Source organism: Acinetobacter lwoffii (assembly GCF_015602705.1).
Taxonomy (GTDB): Bacteria; Pseudomonadota; Gammaproteobacteria; order Pseudomonadales; family Moraxellaceae; genus Acinetobacter; species Acinetobacter lwoffii_E.
On sequence record NZ_CP059081.1, the window covers coordinates 1,610,784 to 1,637,279 of the forward strand.

At 40.2% G+C, this 26,496-nt stretch carries 27 protein-coding genes and 3 pseudogenes; 18 read left to right on the forward strand and 12 right to left on the reverse strand.

The genetic code is table 11. The features are described 5' to 3' along the window. The first annotated feature begins 2 nt into the window (after window positions 1-2). The 3 genes from H0S56_RS07755 to H0S56_RS07765 are packed head-to-tail and all read left to right on the forward strand — an operon-like array spanning window position 3 to window position 983. A complete protein-coding gene (locus tag H0S56_RS07755; RefSeq protein ID WP_005096837.1) occupies window positions 3-353 on the forward strand; it encodes a hypothetical protein in 351 nt (116 codons plus the stop codon). A gap of 19 nt (window positions 354-372) precedes the next feature. Then, window positions 373-657, forward strand: a complete 285-nt coding sequence (locus tag H0S56_RS07760) for a DsrH/TusB family sulfur metabolism protein (RefSeq protein WP_005171040.1) — start codon at window positions 373-375, stop codon at window positions 655-657. A gap of 14 nt (window positions 658-671) precedes the next feature. Beyond that, window positions 672-983: a TusE/DsrC/DsvC family sulfur relay protein gene (locus H0S56_RS07765; protein ID WP_005171043.1), complete on the forward strand. Its 312-nt coding sequence runs from the start codon at window positions 672-674 to the stop codon at window positions 981-983. A gap of 112 nt (window positions 984-1,095) precedes the next feature. Here the strand turns inward: H0S56_RS07765 and H0S56_RS07770 are convergent, their stop codons facing one another. The 3 genes and pseudogenes from H0S56_RS07770 to ybaK form a co-directional block, all read right to left on the reverse strand. After that, window positions 1,096-1,584, reverse strand: coding sequence for a hypothetical protein (locus H0S56_RS07770; RefSeq protein WP_005171046.1), 489 nt, complete (start codon window positions 1,582-1,584; stop codon window positions 1,096-1,098). A 62-nt stretch (window positions 1,585-1,646) separates the two neighbouring features. Beyond that, window positions 1,647-2,901, reverse strand: a pseudogene (locus H0S56_RS07775) (YncE family protein). Between the two features lie 193 nt (window positions 2,902-3,094). After that, window positions 3,095-3,562, reverse strand: a complete 468-nt coding sequence (gene ybaK / locus H0S56_RS07780) for a Cys-tRNA(Pro) deacylase (RefSeq protein WP_071851354.1) — start codon at window positions 3,560-3,562, stop codon at window positions 3,095-3,097. Window positions 3,563-4,521: 959 nt separating this feature from the next. Here ybaK and aroQ point away from each other — a divergent pair. The 3 genes from aroQ to accC are packed head-to-tail and all read left to right on the forward strand — an operon-like array spanning window position 4,522 to window position 6,793. After that, entirely contained in the window at window positions 4,522-4,977 is a 456-nt protein-coding gene (gene aroQ / locus H0S56_RS07785; RefSeq protein WP_005246503.1) for a type II 3-dehydroquinate dehydratase, read from the forward strand. Between the two features lie 16 nt (window positions 4,978-4,993). After that, on the forward strand, window positions 4,994-5,410 hold the full coding sequence (gene accB / locus H0S56_RS07790) for an acetyl-CoA carboxylase biotin carboxyl carrier protein (RefSeq protein ID WP_005107117.1): 417 nt from the start codon (window positions 4,994-4,996) through the stop codon (window positions 5,408-5,410). An 18-nt stretch (window positions 5,411-5,428) separates the two neighbouring features. Next, window positions 5,429-6,793 (forward strand): acetyl-CoA carboxylase biotin carboxylase subunit, encoded by a 1,365-nt coding sequence (accC, locus tag H0S56_RS07795; RefSeq protein ID WP_004646808.1) that lies wholly within the window; start codon window positions 5,429-5,431, stop codon window positions 6,791-6,793. 55 nt (window positions 6,794-6,848) lie between these two features. Here accC and H0S56_RS07800 read toward each other — a convergent pair whose 3' ends face one another. Continuing rightward, on the reverse strand, window positions 6,849-7,292 hold the full coding sequence (locus H0S56_RS07800; protein WP_005100815.1) for a hypothetical protein: 444 nt from the start codon (window positions 7,290-7,292) through the stop codon (window positions 6,849-6,851). A 312-nt stretch (window positions 7,293-7,604) separates the two neighbouring features. On the opposite strand from H0S56_RS07800, the pseudogene H0S56_RS14320 reads away from it, so the two are divergent. After that, window positions 7,605-7,949, forward strand: a pseudogene (locus H0S56_RS14320) (response regulator); the annotation flags it as partial. Window positions 7,950-7,955: 6 nt separating this feature from the next. Here the strand turns inward: H0S56_RS14320 and H0S56_RS07805 are convergent. Then, window positions 7,956-8,984, reverse strand: coding sequence for an IS701 family transposase (locus H0S56_RS07805; RefSeq protein WP_082190861.1), 1,029 nt, complete (start codon window positions 8,982-8,984; stop codon window positions 7,956-7,958). A gap of 56 nt (window positions 8,985-9,040) precedes the next feature. Between H0S56_RS07805 and H0S56_RS07810 the strand changes: the two are divergent. Further along, a pseudogene (locus H0S56_RS07810) lies at window positions 9,041-10,141 on the forward strand (GGDEF domain-containing protein); the annotation flags it as partial. 46 nt (window positions 10,142-10,187) lie between these two features. Continuing rightward, window positions 10,188-11,678 (forward strand): amidase, encoded by a 1,491-nt coding sequence (locus tag H0S56_RS07815; RefSeq protein WP_195724783.1) that lies wholly within the window; start codon window positions 10,188-10,190, stop codon window positions 11,676-11,678. 16 nt (window positions 11,679-11,694) lie between these two features. Here H0S56_RS07815 and H0S56_RS07820 read toward each other — a convergent pair whose 3' ends face one another. Then, entirely contained in the window at window positions 11,695-12,861 is a 1,167-nt protein-coding gene (locus H0S56_RS07820) for an MFS transporter (protein WP_195724784.1), read from the reverse strand. 379 nt (window positions 12,862-13,240) lie between these two features. Here H0S56_RS07820 and H0S56_RS07825 point away from each other — a divergent pair, with 379 nt between their 5' ends. From H0S56_RS07825 to H0S56_RS07835, 3 genes are all read left to right on the forward strand, one after another. After that, window positions 13,241-14,377, forward strand: coding sequence for a catalase family protein (locus H0S56_RS07825; RefSeq protein WP_195724785.1), 1,137 nt, complete (start codon window positions 13,241-13,243; stop codon window positions 14,375-14,377). A 160-nt stretch (window positions 14,378-14,537) separates the two neighbouring features. Continuing rightward, window positions 14,538-15,752, forward strand: a complete 1,215-nt coding sequence (locus tag H0S56_RS07830; protein ID WP_457758481.1) for an alpha/beta fold hydrolase — start codon at window positions 14,538-14,540, stop codon at window positions 15,750-15,752. 226 nt (window positions 15,753-15,978) lie between these two features. Further along, the gene (locus H0S56_RS07835) at window positions 15,979-16,608 is read left to right on the forward strand and encodes an SOS response-associated peptidase (protein ID WP_195724786.1); all 630 of its coding nucleotides are present in this window, start codon (window positions 15,979-15,981) and stop codon (window positions 16,606-16,608) included. Between the two features lie 41 nt (window positions 16,609-16,649). Here H0S56_RS07835 and H0S56_RS07840 read toward each other — a convergent pair whose 3' ends face one another. Next, on the reverse strand, window positions 16,650-16,790 hold the full coding sequence (locus H0S56_RS07840; protein ID WP_005107128.1) for a hypothetical protein: 141 nt from the start codon (window positions 16,788-16,790) through the stop codon (window positions 16,650-16,652). Window positions 16,791-18,394: 1,604 nt separating this feature from the next. On the opposite strand from H0S56_RS07840, the gene H0S56_RS07845 reads away from it, so the two are divergent. Further along, window positions 18,395-18,736 (forward strand): hypothetical protein, encoded by a 342-nt coding sequence (locus H0S56_RS07845; RefSeq protein WP_195724787.1) that lies wholly within the window; start codon window positions 18,395-18,397, stop codon window positions 18,734-18,736. A gap of 104 nt (window positions 18,737-18,840) precedes the next feature. Here H0S56_RS07845 and H0S56_RS07850 read toward each other — a convergent pair whose 3' ends face one another. Next, window positions 18,841-19,116, reverse strand: a complete 276-nt coding sequence (locus H0S56_RS07850) for a hypothetical protein (RefSeq protein WP_005107131.1) — start codon at window positions 19,114-19,116, stop codon at window positions 18,841-18,843. Between the two features lie 622 nt (window positions 19,117-19,738). After that, a complete protein-coding gene (locus H0S56_RS07855; protein WP_004280185.1) occupies window positions 19,739-19,969 on the reverse strand; it encodes a hypothetical protein in 231 nt (76 codons plus the stop codon). Between the two features lie 252 nt (window positions 19,970-20,221). On the opposite strand from H0S56_RS07855, the gene H0S56_RS07860 reads away from it, so the two are divergent. Next, a complete protein-coding gene (locus tag H0S56_RS07860; protein WP_004280184.1) occupies window positions 20,222-20,698 on the forward strand; it encodes a CinA family protein in 477 nt (158 codons plus the stop codon). A gap of 102 nt (window positions 20,699-20,800) precedes the next feature. After that, window positions 20,801-21,421, forward strand: a complete 621-nt coding sequence (locus H0S56_RS07865; RefSeq protein ID WP_180087307.1) for an aminotransferase — start codon at window positions 20,801-20,803, stop codon at window positions 21,419-21,421. Window positions 21,422-21,486: 65 nt separating this feature from the next. Here the strand turns inward: H0S56_RS07865 and prpC are convergent, their stop codons facing one another. Both prpC and prpB read right to left on the reverse strand, forming a co-directional pair. After that, window positions 21,487-22,626, reverse strand: a complete 1,140-nt coding sequence (gene prpC / locus H0S56_RS07870; RefSeq protein ID WP_180087306.1) for a bifunctional 2-methylcitrate synthase/citrate synthase — start codon at window positions 22,624-22,626, stop codon at window positions 21,487-21,489. 4 nt (window positions 22,627-22,630) lie between these two features. Beyond that, window positions 22,631-23,515, reverse strand: coding sequence for a methylisocitrate lyase (gene prpB, locus H0S56_RS07875; RefSeq protein ID WP_195724788.1), 885 nt, complete (start codon window positions 23,513-23,515; stop codon window positions 22,631-22,633). A gap of 230 nt (window positions 23,516-23,745) precedes the next feature. Between prpB and H0S56_RS07880 the strand changes: the two genes are divergently transcribed. The 3 genes from H0S56_RS07880 to H0S56_RS07890 all read left to right on the forward strand — a co-directional run bounded on the left by H0S56_RS07880 (window position 23,746) and on the right by H0S56_RS07890 (window position 26,005). Continuing rightward, entirely contained in the window at window positions 23,746-24,393 is a 648-nt protein-coding gene (locus H0S56_RS07880) for a TetR/AcrR family transcriptional regulator (protein ID WP_004646788.1), read from the forward strand. Between the two features lie 113 nt (window positions 24,394-24,506). After that, complete coding sequence (gene argF / locus H0S56_RS07885) at window positions 24,507-25,427, forward strand: ornithine carbamoyltransferase (RefSeq protein WP_004280178.1); 921 nt, start codon at window positions 24,507-24,509, stop codon at window positions 25,425-25,427. Window positions 25,428-25,531: 104 nt separating this feature from the next. Beyond that, entirely contained in the window at window positions 25,532-26,005 is a 474-nt protein-coding gene (locus H0S56_RS07890; RefSeq protein ID WP_004646787.1) for a hypothetical protein, read from the forward strand. Between the two features lie 102 nt (window positions 26,006-26,107). On the opposite strand, the gene H0S56_RS07895 is transcribed toward H0S56_RS07890, so the two are convergent. Then, window positions 26,108-26,461, reverse strand: coding sequence for a YnfA family protein (locus H0S56_RS07895; protein WP_195724789.1), 354 nt, complete (start codon window positions 26,459-26,461; stop codon window positions 26,108-26,110). Between the last annotated feature and the right edge of the window lie 35 nt (window positions 26,462-26,496).

A 26,496-nucleotide genomic window follows, 5' to 3' on the forward strand; every position in this document is an offset into this window, starting at 1 on the left:
GTGTGAAATCTGTACTTGTTATATTAACCCAAGCCAATCTGACCAGCCTGCAAGTGCATGAAAGCCTGTCTGCGACCATGGTTTTGGCGACATTTGGTGCGGAAGTGAAAGTTCTGCTACAAGGTGCAGGCCTTAGTCTTCTACGCTCAGAACTGCAATTTGATCAGTTACAACATGCCTTTAAACTGGCCTCGAATATGGTCGACAGTTTTGAGTTTTATGACCTCACTCCAATTCTGATTGAACAGAAAAACCAGAACTCGCCCTTTGTGGCTCAGAGCGAACAAGAGATTGAATTTATTGAGCTAAGCCCAGCATTTATTCAAGGCTTTGATCATGTGCTGTATTGGTAAGGAATAAAGGATATATAAAATGTCAAATCACACACTTTATCTGATCCAATCGAACTATGCGGCAACGGCGCAGATTCTGGAACAACTCGCTCAAATTTATACCCCAGTTGATCAGATCATACTGATGGGTGAAGCCGTATTACAGCTGGAGCATTCATTTCTACAAAATTTGCCGCAAATTTACATGCTGGAAAATGATGCAGAGCTTTTGACACAGCCTTTGCCGGATCAAGTCAAGCTTGTCAATTTTGCCGATTTTGCAGATCTTTGCCTCGGGTTTAATCGCTGTATTTCAATGAAATAATCAATGAGTTAAATATGAATTTAGAACTGGATCAAGATGGTCATCTGATCGATTACACCATTTGGAGTGAAGAAGTCGCGCAAGTCCTGGCCAATAACCTGGAACTGAACTTAACCCCGTGGCATTTTGAAATTCTGCAAGCAGTGCGTCAGTTCTATCAGCAGTTTGGCCATTCACCGGCCACACGTCCCTTAATTAAATTCCTAATGAAAACGGTTAGTGCTGACATTAACAATGCCATGCTTCAGGAAAAGTTTAATACGGGTCTGGTCGCGCGGCATTTAAGCCGTTTGGCCGGCGTACCCAAGCCTGCGAATTGTTTATAAAAGTACGCTGTATTCAATACTTATATCTAAACGCCTGAATTCTCATTTGGGCTTTTTTATGAAAGCAATTTTCACATCTAAAATAATAAAAGATATTCGTGGCTTGAATTCCTCAACTTCGGATTTGTTCTAAGGTTCGCAAAGCCCGATGCAATTCATGATCCATTTCTGGCAGAACTTTCAGCAGAAACTCAATTTGTGCTTTCGCCTCGTCTCGAGTCACCAGTTTAGCTTCTACCAGCGTCTGCTGTAGACTAACCAGCAAACTGACCTGTCTAGGATCTGGTTGTTGCCCCTGACCTAAAGCACTGATGATTTGAGCAAAGTCTAGATATAACTGTTGTTGTTGCTTTAACAATAGGCTTTGCTTTGTAGCTACATTATTTGGTTCAGCCTGTGTATTTTGGCTATTGCTCTTAAAACTCAGAGACATATAGCTGGATGATTTTTCAAGTCGGGCAACCTGATCACGATGGGCTTGGACTTGATTGGCAAAATCAGTCCGATAGATGTCTTGTCGTATCTGGTAAGCAATAGCCACCAAAATGCCGAACAAGAGTAATCCGATGATGAGATATAAAAGAACGGTCTTATCTTTCATCTTGATCTCCTCAACCCAATAAAGACAGCTCTTATCAAAACGCTGCCTATATCGTTGCTCGACTACGGCGTTGACCAGTCTATTGGTGCATAGCCGATCCGGACACGTTGTGGATGATTCCCAACTGGCACACTGAGCACTTTATCCCCTGTGGCAAAATCAATCACGGTCACCACATCGGTTTCACTTTCGGAAATCACACAGCTTTTACCATCTGGACTACGCGTTGCCCAATAGGGTTTGCCGGCAGAAATCAGTTTGCCCGCAGTCAGCGTCTTGCGATTTACAATCGTGGCATAGTCATCCATGGTTCCTGCAACACAGAGTTTTTCACCATCAGCACTAATTGACAAACCATGATGACGCGAATCATTGACCCATTTTGTCCGGTCTTTCGGGATACTATCACTGCCAGGGAGCTGTCCGATCCGGCTAATCTTGTTCTGATTCAGATCGTACTCAATCAGACCATTAAAAAATGAAACCTGGGCATAAAGTTTCGTTTCATCCTTGCTAAATACCATTGGGCGAACTGAATTGGATAAATCCTTGCGACCAAATGCATCGAGTGCAGGTCTGAAATCAATTTTTCTCAGCACTTGATGGGTATTGGCATCCGCGATGCTAATGTAGCGTTTTCCTTTGGTGAAATCCTGCCACTGTGCATCCATTGACGTTTCAACATTACCAATCGCGGAGTTCAGGATTTTGTTACCATCATCGAAGTAGATATTTTCATGCGGTTTATCACCCGTAGCAAAACGCCCTAACTCTTTGCCAGTGTGAATATCCAGGACATGTACCACATTGCCTGAAGATGCTGACACCGCCACGCGTTGACCATCTGGCGAAACCGCCATGTGATCGGCACGAAAACCTTCAACCGGTGTACGCCAGTTCATCTTGCCTGTTTTGATATTAATAGAGACCACATCGGCGAAACTTGGACGCGATGCCACGATGGACTGACCATCCTGGCGTCGAGTACATATCATCTACCAACTGATCATTACCTTCACCCGCTGTGGCCTGAATATAGGTATAGGCAATCAGCTTGATTGGATTGAGATGAATTTCTTTGAGACGCTCTTTACGGTCAGGAATCATGTTAATGACGCCAATTTTGCCAAAATCACCCGATGGACGAATCACAGTCACTGTGCCATCCCAGTTGTTTCCGACAAAGAAAACCTGCTGTGAATTGGCAGGTGCAGCTGAAGGTGCAGAAGCGGCCTGTACACTCGGCAACGCAGATAGCATCACCATCGCAGATAATGTTAGACAGAACCGTGGCCATTTTTTATTTTGAATTTTCATCCATTATGCTCCGCATAATAATTTATATTTTTGTTTTCATTCCTTGTTGTGTACACAGTCAGGCTGTGTTTTAACTTATCTAATATACAAACGTATAAAATTATTTACTGTTATTTCCGACCAAAAAATATGCAGCCATTTTAAATCTATCACTTCAGGTTCTATGAATTTAGCTGATCATCGTACTCCGATCTTATATATCCAGCACATCGACAAACTGTGCATTGAGCACTTTGGCAAGATCAGCCGGCTTTAATCCAATATCCAAGCCTCTTTTACCGCCACTGACATAGATCTTATCCAACTGTTCTGCGCTGGCATCAATCACCGTTTTTAATCGTTTCTTTTGACCAATGGGACTGATTCCACCGACCAGATAACCGGTCAAACGTTCTGCATGTTTAGGATCTGCCATCTGGAGTTTTTTACATCCCACAGCCTGGGCTACTTTTTTCAGATTTAACTGATGATGTACCGGCAATATGGCAACAAAATACTGTTTATCATCCGTGACTAATAAAGTTTTAAAGACTTCTTCCACCGAAAGCCCTAATTTTTCAGCAGCTTCTAACCCGAAACTTTTGGCATTGGCATCATGTTCATATTCATGAATGCTGTATTCGATTTTATTGGCTTTTAATAGTTTGCATGCAGGTGTCATAGAAAGTCTTGTTTGAGAGGAATCGCATGATTATATAAAGATTAGCTCAAGAAGTTAATTTAGATGAGGCAACTACAGAGCAAATTTTGCTTTAAGCCCGTATTCCGCTTCAATCAGACCTATTTGGTTCAATCTTTACGCTCTTCAATACTTTTGAACTCTTCTGCAAAGATGATGACGAGCAAAATATCAACAAATGTATGTGTTTTTGCCACTATCTAAGCGTTAGGCGATTAATGGCTTCACTGTGTAGAAGGCTTGAAGATGAACACATTCGTCATTTCATGCGTCTATAAATACGAGGCATATAAGTCGAGCGTTTTATCTTAAACCCGCTGAGATTTAACCTTTATCTCCGGAAGAAGAAATAGATTCTTGTACAGTGTCTGTCATGAATACTTGAATTGAAAATGATGTAATTAATTCCAATATATTGGAAGAATAGACCTAGGAAAATCCAAGTACAATAAGAGAAAATATCATTAACATATTGTCTTATCTTATATTTTTAAATTTTCGTCAAGTTTTGAGAAACGGTCGATAGCTTATATATAAAGAGGATAATCAGCACAACTCTAAAGTCAGAATGTAAAGAGTTTTCTATGCTATAGAAGTCGAACATTGCAGTAAAATCAGCCAGACAACTCTTGTTTAAAACTAAAAATATCACTAAAAGGAAGAATTTAGCGTTAACATGAAGATACAGTTACATAAAGGATATTAACTGTTTTTGCCAATTGGGTTTACAATGAAAATAATCTGAATACCCAGCGAATTGTAATTTTTTAACATTGCCAAATCTCTGCAAAGTTTTCATTATAGCGCCACTGTTTGCTATATGCTTTCTACGTTAATTCAAAGAAATTATAAATAGTAATGTAGAAAATCATGCAATAATAAGCAGAGTTTGCAGACATCTTGCAAACAAACCCCGATACTTTTTAATTGGAGCATGCTGGATGAGTTCGACCATTTTGGTTATTCATGGACCGAATTTAAACTTGCTTGGGAAGCGCGAACCGGAAGTTTATGGTCACCTTAGTCTTGACGATATTAACCAGCAGCTGATTGCTCAGGCTCAACAAGCTACCTTACAACTCGATACTTTCCAGAGCAACTGGGAAGGTGCCATTGTTGACCGAATTCATCAAGCCCAGCAAGACGGCATTCAATATATCATTATTAATCCAGCAGCATTGACCCATACCTCTGTTGCTGTTCGCGATGCCCTCCTTGGCGTTGCCATTCCTTTCATTGAAGTCCATCTGTCTAATGTGCATGCACGTGAGGCATTCCGACATCATTCATACTTGTCCGATAAAGCCATCGGCGTGATCTGTGGTCTAGGTGCAAAAGGCTATGCTGCTGCCCTCGACTATATCATTGAAAAAATACAACCTTCTACACAATCTTAATTAGGAATACTGTCTCATGGATATCCGTAAAATCAAGAAACTCATCGACTTGATGATTGAATCTGACTTACAGGCGATCGAAGTTAAAGAAGGCGATCAGTCGATTGCATTAACTCGTCGTAATCCAGTGGTTGCAGCAGCTGTTCCTGCTATGCCTGCACCAGCAGCCGAAGCGCCAGCAGCAAAATCTCCTCGTGGCGCAGTTGAAACTTCACCAATGGTCGGCGTGTTCTATGCAGCACCAAGCCCAGGTGAACCGACATTTGTTAAAGTTGGCCAGACCGTTTCTGCAGGCGATACGCTGGGTATTATCGAGGCAATGAAAATCATGAACCCGATTGAAGCTACTCAAAGCGGTGTGATTGAAGAAATTCTGGTGAAAAATGGTGAAGTGATTCAATTCGGTCAACCACTTTTCCGCTACCGCGCTTAATCACCCCGGGGATTTATAATGTTGCAAAAAGTTTTAATTGCAAACCGTGGTGAAATTGCGTTACGCATCACCCGTGCTTGCAGAACTTTAGGGATCAAAACTGTAGGTGTCTATTCTGACGCAGACAAGGACCTGATGCACTTACGTTTCTGTGATGAAGCAGTATGTATCGGCCCTGGTGCGAGCAGTGACAGCTACTTGAATATTCCTGCGATTATTACAGCTGCTGAAATTACCGGCGCAGATGCAATCCATCCTGGTTATGGATTCCTCGCTGAAAATGCAGAATTTGCAGAAATCGTAGAAAATTCTGGTTTTATCTTTATTGGTCCGCGTCCGGAACATATTCGTTTAATGGGAAACAAGGTTTCTGCCATTATTGCCATGAAAAAAGCTGGTGTACCAACAGTACCGGGCTGCGACCATGCCGTAACGATTCACAATGCCATGGCTGAAGCCAAAGAGATCGGTTTTCCACTGATTGTAAAAGCTGCTTCTGGCGGTGGTGGTCGTGGTATGCGTATCGTAGAAAATGTCGATACCCTGCTGGAATCTGTTCAGGCTGCACAGCGTGATGCAGAAATGTGGTTCGGTGATGATACGGTCTATATGGAACGTTTCCTGCAAAAGCCACGTCACGTCGAAGTGCAAGTACTTGCTGATGGTAATGGTCATGCGATTCATCTGTATGATCGTGACTGTTCACTACAGCGTCGCCATCAAAAAGTACTGGAAGAAGCACCAGCACCGAACTTACCAGAGCAAGCACGTGCTGATATTCTAGAAGCCTGTGTCAATGCCTGTAAATTGATGCAATATCGTGGTGCAGGTACATTCGAATTCCTGTTTGAAGATGATGAGTTCTTCTTCATTGAAATGAATACGCGTGTTCAGGTTGAGCATCCGGTAACTGAAATGGTCACGGGTATCGATATTATCGAACAGCAATTGCGTATTGCTGGCGGCTTAGGCCTCGATATTCAGCAAGAAGACGTCAAGGTTTTAGGACATGCGATTGAATGCCGTATTAACGCAGAAGATCCATCGACCTTCCTGCCTTCACCAGGCAAGATTGACAACTTCTATGCACCAGGCGGCGCAGGTATCCGTTTAGATTCGCATGTTTATCCAGGTTACAGCATTCCACCGTATTATGATTCGATGATTGCCAAACTGATTTCGCATGGTAAGGATCGTGAGACGTCTATTTCTCGAATGAGAAATGCTTTGGAAGAAATGATTTTGACTGGCGTTAAAACCAATATTCCTTTGCATAAAGATTTAATCCTTCAGGATAAAAACTTCTGCAAACAGGCAATGGATATTCATTACCTAGAGAAGCATTTGTTAAAGCAGCTTGAAGGTGCTGAAGACAAAGCTTAAATCAAAGCTCATAAAAAAACCGCTGTCATTCAGCGGTTTTTTTATTGTTTGCAATTTAAGGCAATACGCGTCTGAGCACAGCAAAACATTGTTCGGCTTTTTCATTGGCGCAGAAGTTAATGGTATAAGGGTTTTGCCATTTCACAAAATATTGCGAAATTTCACCAGACTGATCCACCTGATTGCCTGAACAGTCTTTTTCATTATTGTCATATTTTACTTGCAGAATCAGCGCTGGAATCTGCTGCGAAGGATCCTGTGCCGGCTGATAGTCATATAGCCCCGACGTCCACTCATCGCCACTTTTAATCACCACATTATTATTGCCTTTAAAATTATAATATTCGATACATTTTTTATTATTCGGGATTTCCATTCCCCACAATCCGACAATTTCCGGACGGGTTTTCACAGTAAATGTATTTGGGATTTCAGCAGCTTTAGCAGGAGCATTTGCTGGTTTTTTATTTTCTGTCGCCATTAGCCAAGGTGAGCTCATGAGTAAGATAAGGCTAAGACATATTTTTTTCATATTTACCGGCATCTTGTTAACAATTGATTCTAAATTATCATATTTTTTGGGATCGTGTCCCGCTCTAACGCAATTTCAATACAGAGTCAGAAATTATTTATCACATTGTTTAAAAAGATGGATTTCCTTTCTGACTTTTTTTGTATATATTTCGTATATAAGAATCTTAAGTTCGTATTAATAACAGATTAATCAAACAATAAAATTATATTTTGGGTCAAACTTAGTTGCTGAACAAAGTGATCATTCACACTTAAAAATTTGAATAGGATTTTAAATTTGCAATTAGCTCGAATAACAGAACAACAATTAAATCATGAAACCTATGCTTATTTTGTCAGTGTTTTCGCTGTTTTAGTCTGTTGTTTTATTGGGATCGCAACCAGACCGATTGAGTACCTGGCCTTATTGTGGCCCGCCAATGCTGCCTTGTTAGCCCTGTTCTTACGCTTTCCACATTTAAATAATCTGGGAGGTTGGCTCGGTGCATTCAGTGCTTTTATGTTTGCAGATCTGGTCAACGGGAACAGCCTATTACAAAGCCTGTTTCTCACGCTTTCTAATCTGATCAGTACCATTGTCTCGATATTTTTTATTCGATATTTCAAGATTAATAGGACTTACGCACTGTTATTTATAGACTCTCTGTGGTAGCAGATGATTTTTATCGAGAATAAAGTCATCAATGAAGTTTTTGATAATTGGTCTAAATAATTTCTTCTGCCAACGATATACATTTTCAAAGATCCGCTCAAACTGGTTCTTTTGTATCTCAACGTAGGCCATCAAGGCTGAAAAAATATGATTCAAAATCAGTTTAGACCGTCTTACCTGAAACTTTTCAATATGACAAACCTGTTTAATCACCCGGTGATATTGTTCTATTTTCCAATGACTTGAATGTAATTCATGAAAACCCTCAAAGGATAATAAATCATCTTCATCTTGATACACAATATAAAACCTCTGCTGTTCTTTTAACTGAGTCTTAAATAATTGTACAAAGCCAAAATCTTTGAGCCAGACCACTTGACCCTGATGGAAATTTGGCAATAAACGCAGTTGAAACCATTGTCCTTTTTCAGGGGAAACCTTACGGTTACAGTCGATACCAAACATAAATCGAATACCATGTTTTCTTATGGTTTTTAGATTTCCAGTCGATGAATACCAACTATCACCTGAAATAAATTGAATCTTTGCACCCCAACTAAGTACTTCACTTAACATATCCATAAAGTAATCATTCTTGGTTTTACTTTCAGATTTGTCATAAATTCGGAAATTAATTGGAATATTTTGACCATTTTGATCTGTCGCATACAAGGTAATGAGATTAATACCCTTGACGGATCGGTGGTGTTTGCCTGACCAAAAATAGCTAACCAAGTCCATATGTTGACTATATGGTTTATCTAAAACAGTATCATCAATACTGACTATAAGCTTATTATTATCAATATGTTGAATTGCTTCTTGATATAGGTCGTGAGGTGTGTAGTCTTCACGCTCTAGAAAGCGATTTACACTATCATGCGAGATATTATAAGTCTCGGCAAGTTGTGTGCAGCTAATAGAGTTCGGTTCTGTCATGAGAAAGCCCATATAAATGGGTAATGTACAAGTTGCTGTAGAAGCATGTTTAGTTCGTCTGATCACAGATACGTTATAAACTATTGTAATACTTTTTTGAATCCGTCAATGCGTAAGTCCTAATTAATTACAAATACTATAATACCGGTTATACCTTCGTTCATTTATTTGGCATCTTCGCTTTTGCAGGCTGCCTGGCCAGTGCGGCTTTTGCAGTCATCACCTTGCCCAATCTACCCAATTCATTCATGACCAAAGAAAATTTATGGATTGATTTTGGTCTGTGGTGGACCGGTGAAATGGTGAATTATATTGTGTTTCTTCCTTTAATCTTGGCATTTCCAAGAATAAAAGACATGCAGTACTTATTTAAAAACCGTCGTCAAAAACGTAATTACTTCAGCTATTTTTTACCTGCATCTTCAGTCGTGGCCTGTGTCATCATTACCAATATTTTTGCAGGCCCGGGTGCAATGCTCTACCCTCTGGCTGCACTGATCTGGGCTGCGTTGACCTATCGCCTGTTTAGCATGACACTGATTAATGCGTTTGTGACTATTTTAACCTATTACAGCCTGACGCGGTTTTATGCCACAACGCATGACACCTTGGCAGATTCTACGATTTATATTTCGCTCCGGATCGGGCTGTTTATGCTGGCCTTATCGCCGCTTATTCTTTGTATTATTAGTCAAAACCGCAATGAGCTGTTTAAACGGGTTCTCTATCTGGCCAATCATGACAGTCTGACCCGCACCATGAACCGTCATTTTTTCTTTCAGAAAGGTGAATATTTACTGCAATATGCCAACAGAATGGAATTTTCGGTCATCATGCTGGATATTGATCATTTCAAACGTCTGAACGATGATTTTGGCCATCATGTCGGTGACAAGGTGCTGCAACATTTTGCGGAAATCATTCGCTGCAATTTACGTGCTGAAGATCTGTTTGCACGAATTGGTGGGGAAGAATTTGTGCTGTTACTCTGGAATACCGAACCATCAGAAGCACGTCTTATTGCAGAACGGATTCATGATCTGGTGGAAAAAACCCCGATTTATCAATCAGATGGCTCGCCCCTGTATATTACCGTGAGTGTGGGCATCACTCATCAAAATGAACCGCAGGCCCAAGACCTGCAAAACCTGATCAATATTGCAGATCAAGCCTTGTATCAGGCCAAACATCGTGGGCGAAATCAGGTGGTGCTTGCATCTTGAGCCTAAATGATCTACAACCTTGAAGCAGCAACACTAGGGAATGGCAATGAAATTTGAAGAATATCTGCAATATGACGGTTTAGGACTGGCTGATCTGGTCGCCAATAAACAAGTACATTCAAGTGAACTTTTATCTGCTGCACTAGAGCGTAGCTCAATTGCCAATCCCGAGCTAAATGCGATTATTATTCCGATGCATGAGCATGCATTGAAACGGAGCCAGCAAAATCTGTCGGGGCCTTTTGCCGGTGTGCCTTTTCTGGTCAAAGACCTGTTTCAGGAATATGCCGGTTATCCAACTTCTTATGGTTGTCAGGGCTTAAAACGGATTGGTTATATCGCCGAGACCAATGCCGAGATTGTCAATCGCTGGGAAAAAGCCGGGATTGTGACTTTTGGACGTACCAATACTCCTGAATTTGGGATTAAAGGTATTACTGAACCGGATGCTTGGGGCAGCTGTAAAAATCCGTGGAATTTACAGCATAATAGCGGCGGCTCGTCCGGTGGTTCCGCTTCTGCCGTGGCTGCCGGAATTGTACCAATTGCGGGTGCTGGTGATGGTGGCGGCTCGATACGTATCCCCGCTTCCTATTGCGGCCTGTTTGGCCTGAAACCGAGTCGTGGCCGCACGCCTTGGGGACCACAAATGAGTGAAGCCATGCATGGCGCCGCGATTCAGCATGTACTGACCAAAACGGTACGGGATAGTGCTGCAATGCTGGATGCCACCCATGGTGAAGATCATAGTTCACTGTTTAAGATTCAGCGTCCACAGCATCATTATCTGGATGTGATTCAGCAACCGCCAAAAAAACTGAAAATTGCGTTTAGCACTTATTCTACGATTGGCACACCTGTTTCCCAGGATGCCATTAAAGCCATTGAACAAACAGCCAAATTGCTAGAATCTTTGGGCCATGAAGTGGTCGAAGACCGCCCAGCCATTGATGGCATGCAACTGGCCAAGGATTTTATTACCACCTGGTTTAGCCAGTTTTCATTTATGCTGGATGAAATTCAGAAAGGCTATCCGTCTAGATCGAATGATTTTGAACTGGACTCTTTAGCGCTGGCAGCTTTTGGGGCCAAAACCAGCGCGATTGATTATATCCAGAACCTGAATAACTGGGGTCAATATGTAACCCAGATGAATCATTTCTTTGATAATTATGATCTGTACCTGACGCCTGCAACGGCGACAGTGGCGCCAAAAAATGGTGAGGTCAAAACACCAAACTGGCAGAAACCGATTCTTAAAGCTTTATTGAAACTAAATAAAGCACATTTGCTGGCGCAAGGTAAACTGGTCGACCAGATTGTGAAAGAAAATCTGAAATGGGTGCCTTTCACGCAACTGGCCAATATTACCGGACTCCCGGCGATGTCTGTACCGCTGTACTGGAATGAACAAAACCTGCCGCTCGGTTCACAGTTTATTGCACCATTTGCCCGTGAGGATCTGCTACTACAACTGGCAGCCCAATTGGAGCAGGCACAACCGTGGTTTGGGCAATACGCCAAAATCCGTATTTAATGTTGAGATGATATTTTCAAGCCTGTTTTTGCAGTTCGACCTTATTTGGCAATCCAAAAATCAGTAATAAGCCAAGCAAGGTCGATGCTGCAGCAGCGATAAAAATAGATGTGCCGCCAACTTGATCCCAATAATGCCCAGCCAGAATACTGCCGCTCGCCACACCAATCCCCCACATGGTGCTGTAGAGCGCTTGTCCACGTCCTTGCTGCCCTGCAGAGAAGTTCTGAAAAATCACCCGCATCGCGATCATATGAAATAAACCAAAACTTAAAGCATGAATCGTTTGGGCAAAAAACTGTGCCATGAATGAAGCAGGAAATATCCCGACGATGAACCATCTTAATCCGGTCATTAACAAGCATAGCGTGACCAGATGACGCCACGACCAGCGTGTCAGAAAGAACGTCGCATAGGCAAACATGATTATTTCCGCAATGACCCCGACTGACCAAAACAGCCCTATCTGGCTGGTGCTAAATCCCGACTGACTGAGATAATTGCTATAAAAACTATAGAATGGCGCGTGTGAAAATAGCAGAATCAATTCAATCAGGAAAAAGCTATAGACGACTGGGCGTTTGAATATCGGCCATAAGGGTTCGAGCTGTTTCTGGGCGGTAGGCGCTGTCGTGGGCTCTTTAATGGTAAATGACCAAAGAAAGGCCAGAAATGAAATACTCAGCAACAAGACGGGTAACATACTGATGCTAATAATTTCAAAGACGGCGCCCAAGCCGAATACACCGATAATAAAGCCGACAGATCCCCACTTTCGTACTTTGCCATAGAGTTCTGCTCTTTTTTCCCCGAGCCAGAACAAAGTCACGCCTTCAAACTGTGCCAGAATGGCATTCTGAAAGAAACTGAAAATCAGCATCAGTAAAGCTACAGATTGAAAGCTATTGGGAATAATAAAAATCATGAACCAGATACAGGCTTCCATCCAGGTGGCAATACGCACCAGCAACATGCGTTTACCGGATTTATCTGCAATCCAACCCCAGATCAACGGCGCAAAGAATCGGGTAACAATCGCAATAGAAGATAAAATCCCGATTTCCTGATAATTGAAGCCTTGATCTTCAAGATACAGACTCCAAAAAGGCATGAATGCCCCAACAATCGCATAGTAAAAAAAGTAAAATCCACTGAGTCTATGCTGGATTGCTAGAACTGGCATTGATTTATATATCCTAATATTTTCAAAATTTTAAACTCAATAAATTTCTATAGCACTGTATTCGACGACTCTTGATTTTGCTACGAGCATCTCGCATTAGTCTAAAAATAAATTTTCATAAGTTTATGGATAAATTTTGCTAAAGTAAAAAACTCTGTGTTGAGTTAAATTAAAGTAAGAACATAAATCGTCTTCTATATTGAGCACACGACAAAGAGTGGAAACAGTTTTAGGAAGGAATTGGATGGACTTAAAATCTGAAGATCAATAATTACACAGACATTATCATTGTTTTATGGCTAAAGTATGTCCAAAGAATTTTCAGTTCATAGGCTAAAAAATTAAAACTAACTCTAGCTTTATAGCAAGGAGAAAATCAATGCCTAACTTTATAAGACCTATATGCTCGGGTCTAGTTTTCTCTTTAATGGCAATAAGTATTTGTAGTGCTGCATATGCTAACGCTTCCCCTATAGCATCTAACTCTTCAAAAGATAATATTCATCCCAATATAGATCATCATTTAAGTGAAAGTCTTTATCCTGATGAAGCAAATATAACTGAAAAAATCGCAGATATAATTGAGATATCGATTCGGAAAGAATATTCCACAGGTATCGCGCTACGTGATGCCCATCCCAAAGCACACGGTTGTGTACGCGCAGAATTCAAAGTAGATGAAGCTCTTCCTAAAAACTTGGCTCAAGGTGTTTTTCTTCCTGGAAAAACATATCAAGCCTGGATTCGTTTCTCTAATGGTTCTAAAGATGCCCAACAAGCAGATATTAAAAAAGATGCCCGTGGCATGGCGATAAAACTTTTAGGAGTACCGGGAGAAAAGCTTTTAGATGATGAAACCTCTACTCAAGATTTCATTATGATCAATCATCCTGTCTTTTTTGTGAATGATCCAGTCCGATATAGGTCATTTATGCAAGATATAAATAGCGATAGATTTTTCAATAAGCTGCATATTCCTTTTGCATTAGGAGCTAAAGGAACCTGGATTGCCTTAAATACGAGAAATAAAATTTCTAATCCTTTGCAAACTAGATATTGGTCTATGGTGCCCTATCAATTAGGAATAGGCACTGATCGTCAAGCTGTAAAGTATTCAGCTCAAGCATGTTCGACAGTGATAGACCCTCTTCCACATGCTCCGCATCATAATTTTCTAAGAGAAAAATTGCGCAAATATTTGCAAAAAAGTGAAGCATGTATGGAGTTTCTGATACAGCCTAGAACATCAAACACCATGTCAGTCGAAGATTCCATGACTGAATGGCAAGAAAGTGAGGCACCTTTCTACAAGGTAGCCACTATCCGCATTCCTCAGCAAGTTTTTGATACACCTGAACAAAACAAGTTTTGTGAAAATCTCTCTTTTACACCATGGCATACACTACCGGAGCACAAACCTCTGGGAGTAATAAACCGAATGCGAAAAGTGATTTATGATCGTATTAGTCAGCTTAGACATGATATGAATTCTACTCACAGATCAGAACCACATTAAAATATAAGTGCTTATATTAAAGTTATCAGCTAACCTAAAATAACCTGTTGTATTGCATATTCGCCTTAACTTAAAAGCTTTAGTTTACAAACTTTGTGCAGAGTTAATTTAGAAACATAAATAAAGCTGCTACATTAAAAATGACATTATAAAAAGGAAAATGGTTTCAGTGATGAAAATTAAACCTCCTATTATTAAATTGATCATGAGCTGTTTATGTTTAGGTTCAACATATGCAATAGCCTCTCCTCCACTTCCCGATAACAGCAAAATCCAAGCATCTCATATTTCGGAAAAAATACCGGGTACAATATTATCTATACAAGAACAAGATACTGATCTGTTTACGAATGCCTCACAACGTTTCTTAATCAATTATCGCAGTCGTGGCACAAAATCCGAGCCTATCGTCACTTCAGGCTATATCTTGTTACCTAAAGGCAAAGTCCCTAAAGATGGATGGCCTGTTCTGGCTTGGGCGCATGGTACAACTGGCGTTGCTGATACATGTGCACCCTCTGGCGATTATATAGGTGGGCCAGTCCATGTCTATCAGCAAATCGCTGCTAAGGCATTGAATGCCTGGCTCGCTCGCGGCTATGCAGTTGTTGCACCTGATTATCAAGGTTTAGGCACTCCGGGCGGTCATCCTTATATGAATGCGCGAAGTCAGTTGCATACTGTCGTTGATGCTGTACGAGCGATCCACCATTTAAAGCCTTATAACTTTAGTAAAAATTGGTATGTTATGGGTCATAGTCAAGGAGGTGCAGCATCTCTTAAAGTTGCAGCGTCCGGTCAAAAAGATGCGCCTGAATTTAATCTTCGCGGGGCAATTGCACTGGCGCCGGGCGGTTATCATTATGAAGGAATCGCTGAATATGTTGCCAGCAATTCGCAAATCACGACTGATGTCGCCGCATTTTTTCCAATTGTGCTTTTAGGAGCAGAAGCTGCAGACCCGATGCTTGCTCCAGCAAATTTAGTGAGCCCAGAAATGGGAGGAATTCTTAATCATGCACGCAGTCGCTGTTTGTCAGAATTACAATCGGACTTAAAACAAGCACCTAAGACTATCTTTAAATCAAATGTAAATCTGGCACCTTTGACAAATTATTTAAAAGAACAGTCTATTGAGAATATGACACCGACTGTGCCGGTTCTGCTGGTACAAGGCGAGAAAGATCAACTGGTCGATTATCGTGGTACTTATGCTTACTACCAGCAGGTATGTACAAAGCAGAAATCTATCGCCTTTCATCTAGTCAAAAATGGAGATCATCGTGATTCCTTAAAACAGAGTGAATTTCTGATTGAAAACTTTATCCATTCAGTTGAACAAGGAAAAGCTTTGAGCACCTGCCCTACAAAATAACCCGGCGAGCTTTTATATTTAATCATTAAAAACGCAAATATTTTAATCTTCATATTTATAGAATAGTCTTTTAAAGGAGCGCTATTCTATAAAGAGGATAAACTGATATTAATCCGTATTCTTACTTTGTGTTAAAACTACATTTACGATTTCGAATTGTTTTGAGCCCATCATTTTTATACCTTAATTCTTTAGCAGACAATAATTAGAAAGAAAGAGGTTATTTATGTGCTCGAACTATGAATTCCCATCAAAAAAACGTCTTTCCTTATTAGATATTCATGAAGATCAACTGGAAATGAAAATGCATGTTTATCCTTTAGCGCCAGCTCCAATCATTATGCGCGGTGCTGACGAATTTGAGCTGGATATTGCACGTTTCGGACTGATTCCAGCCTGGGCGAAAGAATTGAAATATGGCCGGCATACCTATAATGCACGGACTGAAACAGTGGCATCCAAACCGAGTTTTCGACATGCCTGGAAAAACAACCAGTTTGCTTTAGTACCGGTCGATACCTTCTATGAACCTAAATATATAGACGGTAAACCGCACTGGTTTGGTATTTCACGTGAAGATGGCAATCCTTTTACCGTAGCGGCAATTTATGATGACGCACACATTGATGGTGAGAAAATCAGATCATTTTCGATGCTAACCATAAATTCAGATCAACATCCCTTTATGAAACAGTTTCATGATCCGAATGACGAAAAACGCTCGATCATTGTGATTCCGGAAAAATCACGACATGACTGGTTGCACTGTGATCATGAACAAGCCCATGAATTTTTCTTTGAAATGAAAGATGAATTTATTGCAAAGCCTAGAGATCAACGCTTATTGGGAAATTAAAAAGCCCTAAACCAAGTTAGGGCTTCGTCCATGTGAAAAAGCTATTTTTGCTCTCTCAATGGATTTTCCGGTTCTGCATTGGGTTTTTTCTCTGGTTTGACATGCTTATAAGATGCCTGATTACCCTTGTCGTCATTTGATTCTTTATGCGGATTTGATTCTTGCTCTGGCTTATTTGTCATATGCATCTCCTTCATATATCTATTAATAAATAAATATGATATCTGCTGCTAAACATCAATGTTATTTATGTTGCACATTCAGTTTTATAAAGAGACAAACTTTCCTTCAAGTGCTCTTTGACATTTCACAATTCTTGTTGTCCATCTGAGCAAATAAGCTATTCAGCCTGATCGTAGACGGTACAGCAGAGAATATGAATTCGCGTGCGCGCCGATATCAAATACATGAAATTTTCTAACCTTACCCACTGCCGGAAAAAGTCTTTTCATCTCAGCAAAACCTTTAGGATGCTTGGCCTTAATCAGTCAATCCCCACCAGCTAATGCAGTTTCAGCCTTTGGCCTCTTTTGAATTGCTTCAAGAATTCGAGCATGGGTGATCACACGCATAAATTTTATTGTATTCCAGTTCTAAGCAGCTAAGAATTTATCAAAACGTAATCCTATTGAAATGATTCTTTTATAAAGTATTCCTTGTGAGAAATTATGTTTAGATCCAAAAATTTCATCAGTAAAGAAAAACCCCGCCAACTGATGATTGAACGGGGATTGATCTTCATTAAGATGTCTGATGATTTGGCACATTATTCAATATTTTTCAAGCAATCACGACACTGTTTGACCTCATCATGGTCACACGTGTAGTTAATTTCAGTCGCACCATGAAGACCAAATAAACAAAATATAAATTGCATCATGTTTTTCTCCTAAGTGTAAAAAGCTCAATCTAGGATCAAGCTTTATTGCTTTAAATATAGAATGATTCAATATAAAATGATTGGATCAGCGATCTAGAACAACTTCAGTACTCAGCTCTGTTTAGCCTTTCAGTAAAATTGAAGCTTTTGGGCTAAGTTTGTACAGGCTCTTCAGCTTGAGTCGTCTGATCTTTTTTACAATGATCACTTTTACAATGCTTGCTGCTCATCATCTGACACATTTTCTCTTTGCAAGATTTAAAACAACAGCCAACCATCACGCCCATGCCAAATGCGCATATACATCTCATCATAGCTTTGTCCTGTCTTTTCGTGAAAAGAGATATATAAATAACATCTATTCATGTATCTCTCCTGAGGGAATTTTCAGGCTTTATGTTGTGTATGAAAACTTATGTGAAAGAGAATGAGCAAAAAATACAATCAGCAAAGAAAAAAACAAGATTTAATATGGAAAAGAAAAAGCCTGTTTAACTCTCCTAAATTAAACAGGCCTTATAATGTGCTGATTTTTAATTATTTTCATTAAGTTCTTAGAATGACGCCAAGATATCACTAGCCATGCAGCCAATCTGTGTAGGATATATAGATGCAATGTTTCAAAATATGAAAAAACCATTACTTTTGTTAATTAAATGACTGTAATTTATCCAAAAATCTTTTTAATGAACAAATAAGACGATTAAACAACCAAAACCTAAGAAGAATTGCTAAACCTATAAATGAGAATGGGCTAATTCAGATTTTTAGGAGAAAATTCCTTATTTCAGTCAATATCAGATGTTATGAATGTTCAATGTCTCATAAAGTTTATGCATCACTGCTTTCTTTTTAGTCATTTCTCTCTATAATTTTTCATATGAGCAATAACAATATTTTGGCAGCATGAAAAATCGCATCCTAATTACTTTATTGATGAGTCTGGCAATAAGCGGCTGCCAAAAACAGCAAGCAGAGAATTCAGCCGAGGCTGCTGCAAATATTAAAGCGCAGTTTGAACAGTCAGATAATCAACTCAGTGCTTATCTGGACAAACTCGACTCTTCAACAATTAGTCTGGAAGAAAGAACACGCATCCTGTGTGAACAATATCCTAAAGAATATAAAAATAACTACATGCCTACTCTGCTAAAACTTGCACCCAAGGAATATACAGAAAAAGAGTTGCTCACAGACCTAGACAATGCCTTGAATTTCTACAAGCTAAAAGCCAATATTCAGTGTTAATAAATACTTAGTCTAATCGTGCAATGAAATATAAAAAAAACCGCCTGAATCAGGCGGTTTTTTTATGAAGAGCATATATCTTAAAAAGATTAACGCTGTGGCTTTCACTGATCTTGTTGATTACGTGAACGTTGTTGTTGCTGGTTACTGTTTTGCTGTGGCTGTTGTTGCTGTTGGCCTTGCTGGTTTTGTTGCTGCTGGTCGCGCTGTTGCTGGTTGTGTTGACCACCCTGCGGCTGTTGTTGTTGCTGGTTATTTTGTTGCTGATTTGGGTTTTGCTGGTTGTTTTGTTGACGCTGCTGATCTTGATTGCGCTGTTGATTTTGCTGTTGCTGTTGTTGCTGCTGTTTCTGTTGGTCTTGCTGTTGATTATTAGCCATGGTGGTATTCCTTACTATTTGCTTTAAATTAAAAGCCGATAGGTTTCGACTTAATATCTACTCTACGCATTTTTCAGATTTCGCCAACCTTTAACCTGTTACAGATTAATTCAATGTAAAAAATAGTAAGATAAGTACTTGAAGTGGAGATTAATGCGCAACATAAATTACCTGATATAATGCAACAGAAACATAATGAAAGACTTTATAGGTCAAAAATTTATTATCCAATAAAAGGAATAACTTAAGTCCTATTTCATATATAGGAAAATTTTTAATAAAATTTAAAAAGCGTTATTAAACAGAACCACTTAATAACTATACTATTGATATCTATAAATATATAAAAATAAATCTAAATCTTCTATATTTTTAAAAAATTAAATAAAACATTAAAAATACAATTCTTTTTGAATATTATTAACTGTGAAGAAATACGATACTTAACATGACCTCACCAATAAAACTTAAGCTGTTTCGAATTTACCTTGACTTTAATTCAAATATTTTTACTTATTATTTTGGTATAAACTTAGATCAAATCATTGTTTGTAATTATATTTATTAATCTATTGATAATTAATAAGCCTCTTTTAAAGAGGCTTATTAAATTCAGTTTTTATTAGATATTGACCACTTTGACGATAATCGTTTGAGTATCTTCCTGCTCTTCGGCCAGATGCAAACGTTTAAGCTCTTTGCTTTTTACTTTGAACTGTAAGTTCTGATAAGAAATTGTGCTTGGTATCTGATCAAAATATTGACCATCAGCGTCAATTTCTTCCTGAAATAATGGTGTACCCAATTGATAGTCAAGACTTTTTAAGACTACATATTTTACTGTGGTTTTCATTCCAACACCCTACTTTCACTAAGCACTTTATTTTTATTTTTACCACTGTTCCGCCTGAGAAGAAACCTCTATTTTTGAAAATAGCCCAAGCTTTAACCATTCAGATTTTGCGATCAGATCAACATGAAATTACACTAATCTATGAAAAAAATTTTAACTTTCATAAAAATATAAATATACTTGGAGTTGATCGACAGAAAAAATCTGTCTAAATTGATCTAAAATCACTCTCACAAAGAAAATATAGAGACTATGATAAAAACCTGTTGCGGCTTACTCGAAGAGAAAAACATAAAAATTGCCTTTATCGAAAGCGCAAGTTCTGGATATCTCAGTAGCCAGTTCTCCATTTGTAAAGGAGAAGGTGCCGAAATTCTGATTGGTGGTTTGATCTGTTACGATGTAAGTGTCAAGACTTCAGTATTGGGCATTTCCAAGAATCTGATCAATAGTCATACTGCGGAATCTATGCCGGTAACAGTTGCTCTGGCGGAAGCAGGTAAAAAAATGTTCCGTGATGCTGACTGGATTATCGCCTGTACAGGGTTACTTAAACCAGGTGGTAGCGCGACACCAGAGAAACCGGAAGGAACATTTTTTGTGGCCATTAATGACGGCACGCAAATCCATCAGTTCCAGTATTATCTCAAAGGCTCGCCACTTGAACGCCTCAACAAACTGTCAGCTGTGGTTGCACATGACATGATCAATCTGTTGAATAACAGCTAAGCTTTCAAAGTTACTGTATAGCCTGAATAAGCTTCATTATTTCTACCGTATTTTAAGATAGATTGGCATGATCAAATGCCAATCTATTTTTTTGAGGGTGGAATGACCATGAATATTAAAACTGCACTGCTCCTGCTCCCTCTGAGCTTGCCCACTCTGGCTTTCGCTACCGTAGGCGGTCCACAAAATATTGAAGTTCTAGGCTATGAAGTCAAAGAACAGAAGCTTTATATCATGCGTCATTATCTTGATGGTCGTGGACGCTTGCCTCAACTATATTATTATAATTTTAAATCCCAAAAACCAAATCAACTGGTTCAGGTCAATTCCTTATATATCAATCCTAAAACCAAGCGCATCGATTATGATCAAGACAGTCGCAAGTTTGATCAGGACATTGCCAAAATCAAAAAACGTTTAGTTCCATTAAATCCAATTCAAAAATCAAAACTACAGCTTAAGGTGTTAAAGACAAAAAAAGGTAGCGCGCCTGCCTGGCATGATCCTCAGGAAAAAGTGCCAAAATGGACCTATCAATATCAAGTAAAATCCAGCTTACAAAAAAGTCCGGTTCAGCAAGCAGTCAGTTATCAGCAAGGCTTGAAAATTAGCCAGGCCTATAAAGTTCCGAAACAGAATAAAACCCTGGTAATAGTAAAGTATCTGGGTATTCCTTTTGAAACAGGTTATAGCATTGAAGATCCGGCACTGTTAAGTCGATAACAGAATTCACTAAAAAAAATAAGGTCTCAATTGAGACCTTATTTTTATTCTAGGACACTTACGGATCAAGCCGCTGTAGAACGCTCAGCGATTGGCACTACTTTACGTAGTTCTGGACCGGTATAGTCCGCGCTTGGACGGATAATACGGTTATCTGCACGCTGTTCCATCACATGCGCTGCCCAACCTGTCACACGTGACATAACAAAGATCGGGGTAAACAACTCGGTTGGAATGCCCATGAAATGATAAGCCGAAGCATGGAAGAAATCCGCATTACAGAATAATTTCTTCTCACGCCACATGACTTCTTCGCAGCGCACTGACACTGGATAAAGTACGGTATCACCGACATCTTTGGCTAAACGCTCCGACCAGACTTTAATAATGCCATTACGCGGATCATTGTCCTTATAGATCGCATGACCGAAGCCCATGATTTTTTCTCTACGTTCCAGCATGCCCAGCATTTCACGTTCAGCTTCTTCAGGCGACTTCCAGTTTTCGATCATGTCCATCGCAGCTTCGTTGGCACCGCCATGTAGAGGGCCACGCAAGGAACCGATTGCACCGGTAATACAGGAATGCATATCTGACAGCGTTGATGCACACACACGAGCGGTAAAAGTCGAAGCATTGAATTCATGCTCTGCATACAGAATCAAGGAAACATTCATTACCTGTTCATGTAGCTCATTTGGTTTTTCACCATGCAGAAGATGCAGGAACTGTGCACCAATCGAATCATCGTCAGTATTTTCTTCAATACGTACGCCGTCATGACTATAACGATACCAGTAACAAATGATTGCCGGCAAAGTTGCCAAAATGCGGTCTGCGATATCCTGTTGCTGCTCAAAAGACTGCTCAGTTTCAAGATTGCCCAGCATGGAAACGCCAGTACGCATCACATCCATTGGATGCGAATCCGCAGGAATACGCTCAAGGACTTCTTTTAATGCCTGAGGTAAAGTGCGCAAGGATTTCAGTTTGGCTTTGTAGGCAGCCAATTGCTCTGCAGTCGGCAATTCTCCGAAGAAAATCAGATAAGCGACTTCTTCAAACTGGCAATGTTCAGCCAGATCCTGCACGTCATAGCCGCGATAGGTCAGACCTGCGCCACTTTTGCCTACTGTTGAAAGTGAGGTTTTACCTGCCACTTGTCCGCGCAATCCTGCGCCAGTGAGTACTTTTCCTTCAGCCATTTTTTTAATTCTCCTGTTTAAACAGTTTATCTAATGTGTCTTCGAAGCTGTGATAATCTAAAAATTCGTAGAGTTCTTTTCGTTGTTGCATAATATCCAGCACATTTACCTGAGTACCATGTTCGCGTACTGAACGCATCACTTCAAGTGCGGCTTTTTGCATGGCACGTGTCGCTGACAATGGATACAGCACCATGCCAATGCCCTGCTCAGCCAGTTCATCTACCGTATAATAGGGTGTATCACCAAATTCGGTAATATTCGCCAAGACTGGCACACCGACCGCATCACACACTGTACGGTACATGGTGATATCAGTCATCGCCTCAGCAAAGATCGCATCTGCGCCCGCTTCAACGCACGCACAAGCACGGTCAATCACTGCTTGCAGGCCTTCTTTTTGCAGCGCATCGGTACGCGCCATCACTACAAAGTTGGAATCGGTTTTCGCATCTACTGCAGCTTTGATACGATCGACCATTTCCTGTTGCGATACGATTTCTTTATTTGGACGATGACCACAACGCTTCTGTGCCACCTGGTCTTCAATATGAACCGCAGCGACTCCTGCAGCAATCATCTGTTTGATTGTGCGGGCAATATTTAATGCACCGCCCCAACCGGTATCAATATCGACCAATAAAGGGGTATCGACACGCTCAGTGATCCGGCGTACATCTTCAAGAACATTATCCAGGCTGGTCATGCCCAGGTCAGGCAAACCATAAGAATAATTCGCGACACCCGCACCTGATAAATAAATGGCTTTATAACCGACTTGTTTGGCCATCATGGCAGCATAGGCATTTACCGTGCCCATAATTTGCAATGGTTTCTCGATTTCAAGTGCTTGTCTAAATCTTAAACCTGCAGACATTTGTTCTGTCATCTTCCTTTTCCACAGTCTTGGCTATAATTATTGAAATTCGAGTATACTCATTTGGCTTGCTCATTCCATAACCCGATAGAACAAATACTCTAAAACTTTAGTCAAATTTTTAAGTTTTGCTTTACCTAATTAGCAAATAGCACACTTATCTGGCGCAATTATGAAATATGTGCATATATTTGCTATGATGGCGTTTCAATCTCTATTGACATGTTGATGTACTATCTCCTATGCAAGACCTCGCCCTAGAACCGCTCGCCAAAGATCTGCCACAGACCAAACGTGGTCATGAGCGCTGTATTGCGCTGCTGATCAGTGCAACCGAGCTATTTCTGGAACGAGGTTATGATGCTGTGTCTCTGGATGATATCGTTCAGCATGCCGGTGGCTCTAAAGCCTCTATTTATAAGTACTTTGGCAATAAAGAAGGCTTGTTTAAAGCCATCTGCGATTATCGTCGTATCAAGTTTTTTGAAGATATCAGTATTCCAATCGAACTGATGGCACTGGATTTTCGTAGTTATTTAGTACACACGCTACTCAATTTTTATCACCAGATCATGCAACCTGAAAACTCGGCCTTTATGCGTCTGGTACTGGAACAGAGTCAGCGCAATCCGGAACTTGCTCAGCATATCCATGAGCGAGGCCCGGTGCATGTGCAAAGTGCCATTGCTACGGCTTTAGAACAGGCAGATGCGCAAGGTTTATTGCATTGCGAGAATCCGCAATATTCGGCGCAGCTGTATTTTGGTATTTTGCGCAATCTGGAATGGCGTATTCTGATGGGAATTCCGGTACAGGAAGATGATCAGGAAATCGACAAATACATCAGTTATTGTGTGGATCGCTTTTTAGACGGTCACCAAAAAGTCTAGTTTTTTTGCATTTTTCATTGCTTATAGTATATTAGCCGATTCCGTATTTTTTCTTAAACTAACCAACAACTGATTGTTGATCGAGTTTTTCGGCAATTATTGTGGAGTAACGAATGGCTCTCCGTCACTTTCTCACCTTACGCGATTTATCAACTTTAGAACTTAACCAGATTTTGCAACGCGCAATTGAGCTTAAGCGCAAACAGCATAACAATGAAGTGTTCCAACCATTTGTTGGTAAAGTGATGGGCATGATTTTTGAGAAATCGAGTACCCGTACGCGTGTTTCGTTTGAAGCTGGCATGAGCCAATTTGGTGGTAGCGCGATTTTCCTGTCTTCACGCGATACCCAGTTAGGTCGTGGTGAACCGATTGAAGATTCTGCACGTGTGATTTCAAGCATGCTGGATATCGTGATGATCCGTACTTTTGGTCATGATATCGTGGAGCGTTTTGCATCCTATTCTAAGGTTCCAGTGATCAATGCACTGACTGATGATCACCACCCTTGCCAGCTGCTTGCTGATATGCAGACCTATGTCGAGCAACGTGGCTCAATCGAAGGGAAAACTGTGGCCTGGATTGGTGATGGCAACAATATGTGTAACTCTTATATTGAGGCTGCACATATGTGGGGCTTTAATCTGAAAATTGCAGCACCAAAAGGCTATGAGCCACAAGAAAAATTCCTGTCTGAATTTGCGCATTGTGTGGAACTGGTTCCTTCTGCTGAAGATGCAGCGGTGAATGCTGATCTGATCGTCACTGATGTTTGGGCAAGCATGGGGCAGGAAGAAGAACAGAAGATCCGTGAAAAAGCCTTTGCAGATTATCAGGTCAATGAACGTCTGATGGATCTTGCACATCCGGATTGCTTGTTTATGCACTGCTTGCCTGCGCATCGTGGTGAAGAGATTTCAGAAAATCTGCTTGACCATAAAAATGCTGTAGTTTGGGATGAAGCTGAAAATCGCTTGCACGCGCAAAAAGCTTTGGTTGAATTCCTGATTAATGAAAATCTGAAAAAAGACTAATTTTTTAAGATGAATCTTCACAAATTAAGCACCAATCTCTGGTGCTTTTTTTGTCTCAGCTCTTATAATCATTGTTGAAATGGAATAAAAAGTGATTTTATACAATGCAAAAAAAATATTGGGCTTTGGCACTCTTGACTGGTTTTAGCAGTGTCGCCTTACCGGTGCATGCTTCTGAATTTGACCAATATCTTCAAGAAAAAAATATTATTGACAGCAAATTTAAAATTCAGAAAAAAGCTGAACTGAATGAATTACTCGCAGTGCTCAGTGCAGAAGATTCCAGAACTTTACCGTTGCAGATTGATCAAAATACGATTATTGAGCAATTGCAGTTGAGCGCCAATAAAACCACACTGAAAGGCATGATCATTACGCCCGATTTTAGCCAGTTTGAAAAAGACCTGGGGCGCAAAGAAGTGATGAAAGTCATTCGTAATAATCTGCTTAATAATTGTGAAATTTTCTTTGAACATCGCTATCAGATTGAGAATCCATACAAGGTTGAACTCAGCCTGAACTCGCAGACACAAACCTATAAAACTGATATTTCCCAGAAAGATTGCAAATTAAAATAATCTAAACCCATAAGACATTTATTTCGATTCAGGATTCAAGAATCGAGAAAACAAAAGGTAGCTATGGCTACCTTTTTTGATGAGGTTTGCTGCTATATCCTGCTAACGCACCAGACCCTGCGGCTGCAAAATAATAATCAACGCGCCCAGTATTACCACCATGCCACCAAGCAGATCCCAACGTGACAGTGTGACTTGATCAACGAAACGCAACCATATTAGCGCTGAAAAAATATAGATACCACCATAAGCGGCATAGATCCGTCCTGAAGCAGCTGGATGTAAGGTTAACAGCCAGACAAAAGCCGCCAAAGCCAGAGCTGTCGGAATCCATAACCAGTGGCTTCTTCCCTGATTTAAAATCAGGTAGGGAAAATAACAACCTAAAATTTCCATCAATGCCGTGACTAAAAACAGTAAAAATGTCGTGAACAGCTTGCTAACTTGAATATCCATAATTTATCTTTTAAATGATATAAATTTGATAATTT

Coding starts and splice junctions, on each gene's coding strand:
- H0S56_RS07760 (WP_005171040.1), top strand. CDS start 373: ATGTCAAATCACACACTTTATCTGATCCAATCGAACTATGCGGCAACG.
- H0S56_RS07765 (WP_005171043.1), top strand. CDS start 672: ATGAATTTAGAACTGGATCAAGATGGTCATCTGATCGATTACACCATT.
- H0S56_RS07770 (WP_005171046.1), bottom strand. CDS start 1,584: ATGAAAGATAAGACCGTTCTTTTATATCTCATCATCGGATTACTCTTG.
- ybaK (WP_071851354.1), bottom strand. CDS start 3,562: ATGACACCTGCATGCAAACTATTAAAAGCCAATAAAATCGAATACAGC.
- aroQ (WP_005246503.1), top strand. CDS start 4,522: ATGAGTTCGACCATTTTGGTTATTCATGGACCGAATTTAAACTTGCTT.
- accB (WP_005107117.1), top strand. CDS start 4,994: ATGGATATCCGTAAAATCAAGAAACTCATCGACTTGATGATTGAATCT.
- accC (WP_004646808.1), top strand. CDS start 5,429: ATGTTGCAAAAAGTTTTAATTGCAAACCGTGGTGAAATTGCGTTACGC.
- H0S56_RS07800 (WP_005100815.1), bottom strand. CDS start 7,292: ATGAGCTCACCTTGGCTAATGGCGACAGAAAATAAAAAACCAGCAAAT.
- H0S56_RS07815 (WP_195724783.1), top strand. CDS start 10,188: ATGAAATTTGAAGAATATCTGCAATATGACGGTTTAGGACTGGCTGAT.
- H0S56_RS07820 (WP_195724784.1), bottom strand. CDS start 12,861: ATGCCAGTTCTAGCAATCCAGCATAGACTCAGTGGATTTTACTTTTTT.
- H0S56_RS07825 (WP_195724785.1), top strand. CDS start 13,241: ATGCCTAACTTTATAAGACCTATATGCTCGGGTCTAGTTTTCTCTTTA.
- H0S56_RS07830 (WP_457758481.1), top strand. CDS start 14,538: ATGGTTTCAGTGATGAAAATTAAACCTCCTATTATTAAATTGATCATG.
- H0S56_RS07835 (WP_195724786.1), top strand. CDS start 15,979: ATGTGCTCGAACTATGAATTCCCATCAAAAAAACGTCTTTCCTTATTA.
- H0S56_RS07840 (WP_005107128.1), bottom strand. CDS start 16,790: ATGACAAATAAGCCAGAGCAAGAATCAAATCCGCATAAAGAATCAAAT.
- H0S56_RS07845 (WP_195724787.1), top strand. CDS start 18,395: ATGAAAAATCGCATCCTAATTACTTTATTGATGAGTCTGGCAATAAGC.
- H0S56_RS07850 (WP_005107131.1), bottom strand. CDS start 19,116: ATGGCTAATAATCAACAGCAAGACCAACAGAAACAGCAGCAACAACAG.
- H0S56_RS07855 (WP_004280185.1), bottom strand. CDS start 19,969: ATGAAAACCACAGTAAAATATGTAGTCTTAAAAAGTCTTGACTATCAA.
- H0S56_RS07860 (WP_004280184.1), top strand. CDS start 20,222: ATGATAAAAACCTGTTGCGGCTTACTCGAAGAGAAAAACATAAAAATT.
- H0S56_RS07865 (WP_180087307.1), top strand. CDS start 20,801: ATGACCATGAATATTAAAACTGCACTGCTCCTGCTCCCTCTGAGCTTG.
- prpC (WP_180087306.1), bottom strand. CDS start 22,626: ATGGCTGAAGGAAAAGTACTCACTGGCGCAGGATTGCGCGGACAAGTG.
- prpB (WP_195724788.1), bottom strand. CDS start 23,515: ATGACAGAACAAATGTCTGCAGGTTTAAGATTTAGACAAGCACTTGAA.
- H0S56_RS07880 (WP_004646788.1), top strand. CDS start 23,746: ATGCAAGACCTCGCCCTAGAACCGCTCGCCAAAGATCTGCCACAGACC.
- argF (WP_004280178.1), top strand. CDS start 24,507: ATGGCTCTCCGTCACTTTCTCACCTTACGCGATTTATCAACTTTAGAA.
- H0S56_RS07890 (WP_004646787.1), top strand. CDS start 25,532: ATGCAAAAAAAATATTGGGCTTTGGCACTCTTGACTGGTTTTAGCAGT.
- H0S56_RS07895 (WP_195724789.1), bottom strand. CDS start 26,461: ATGGATATTCAAGTTAGCAAGCTGTTCACGACATTTTTACTGTTTTTA.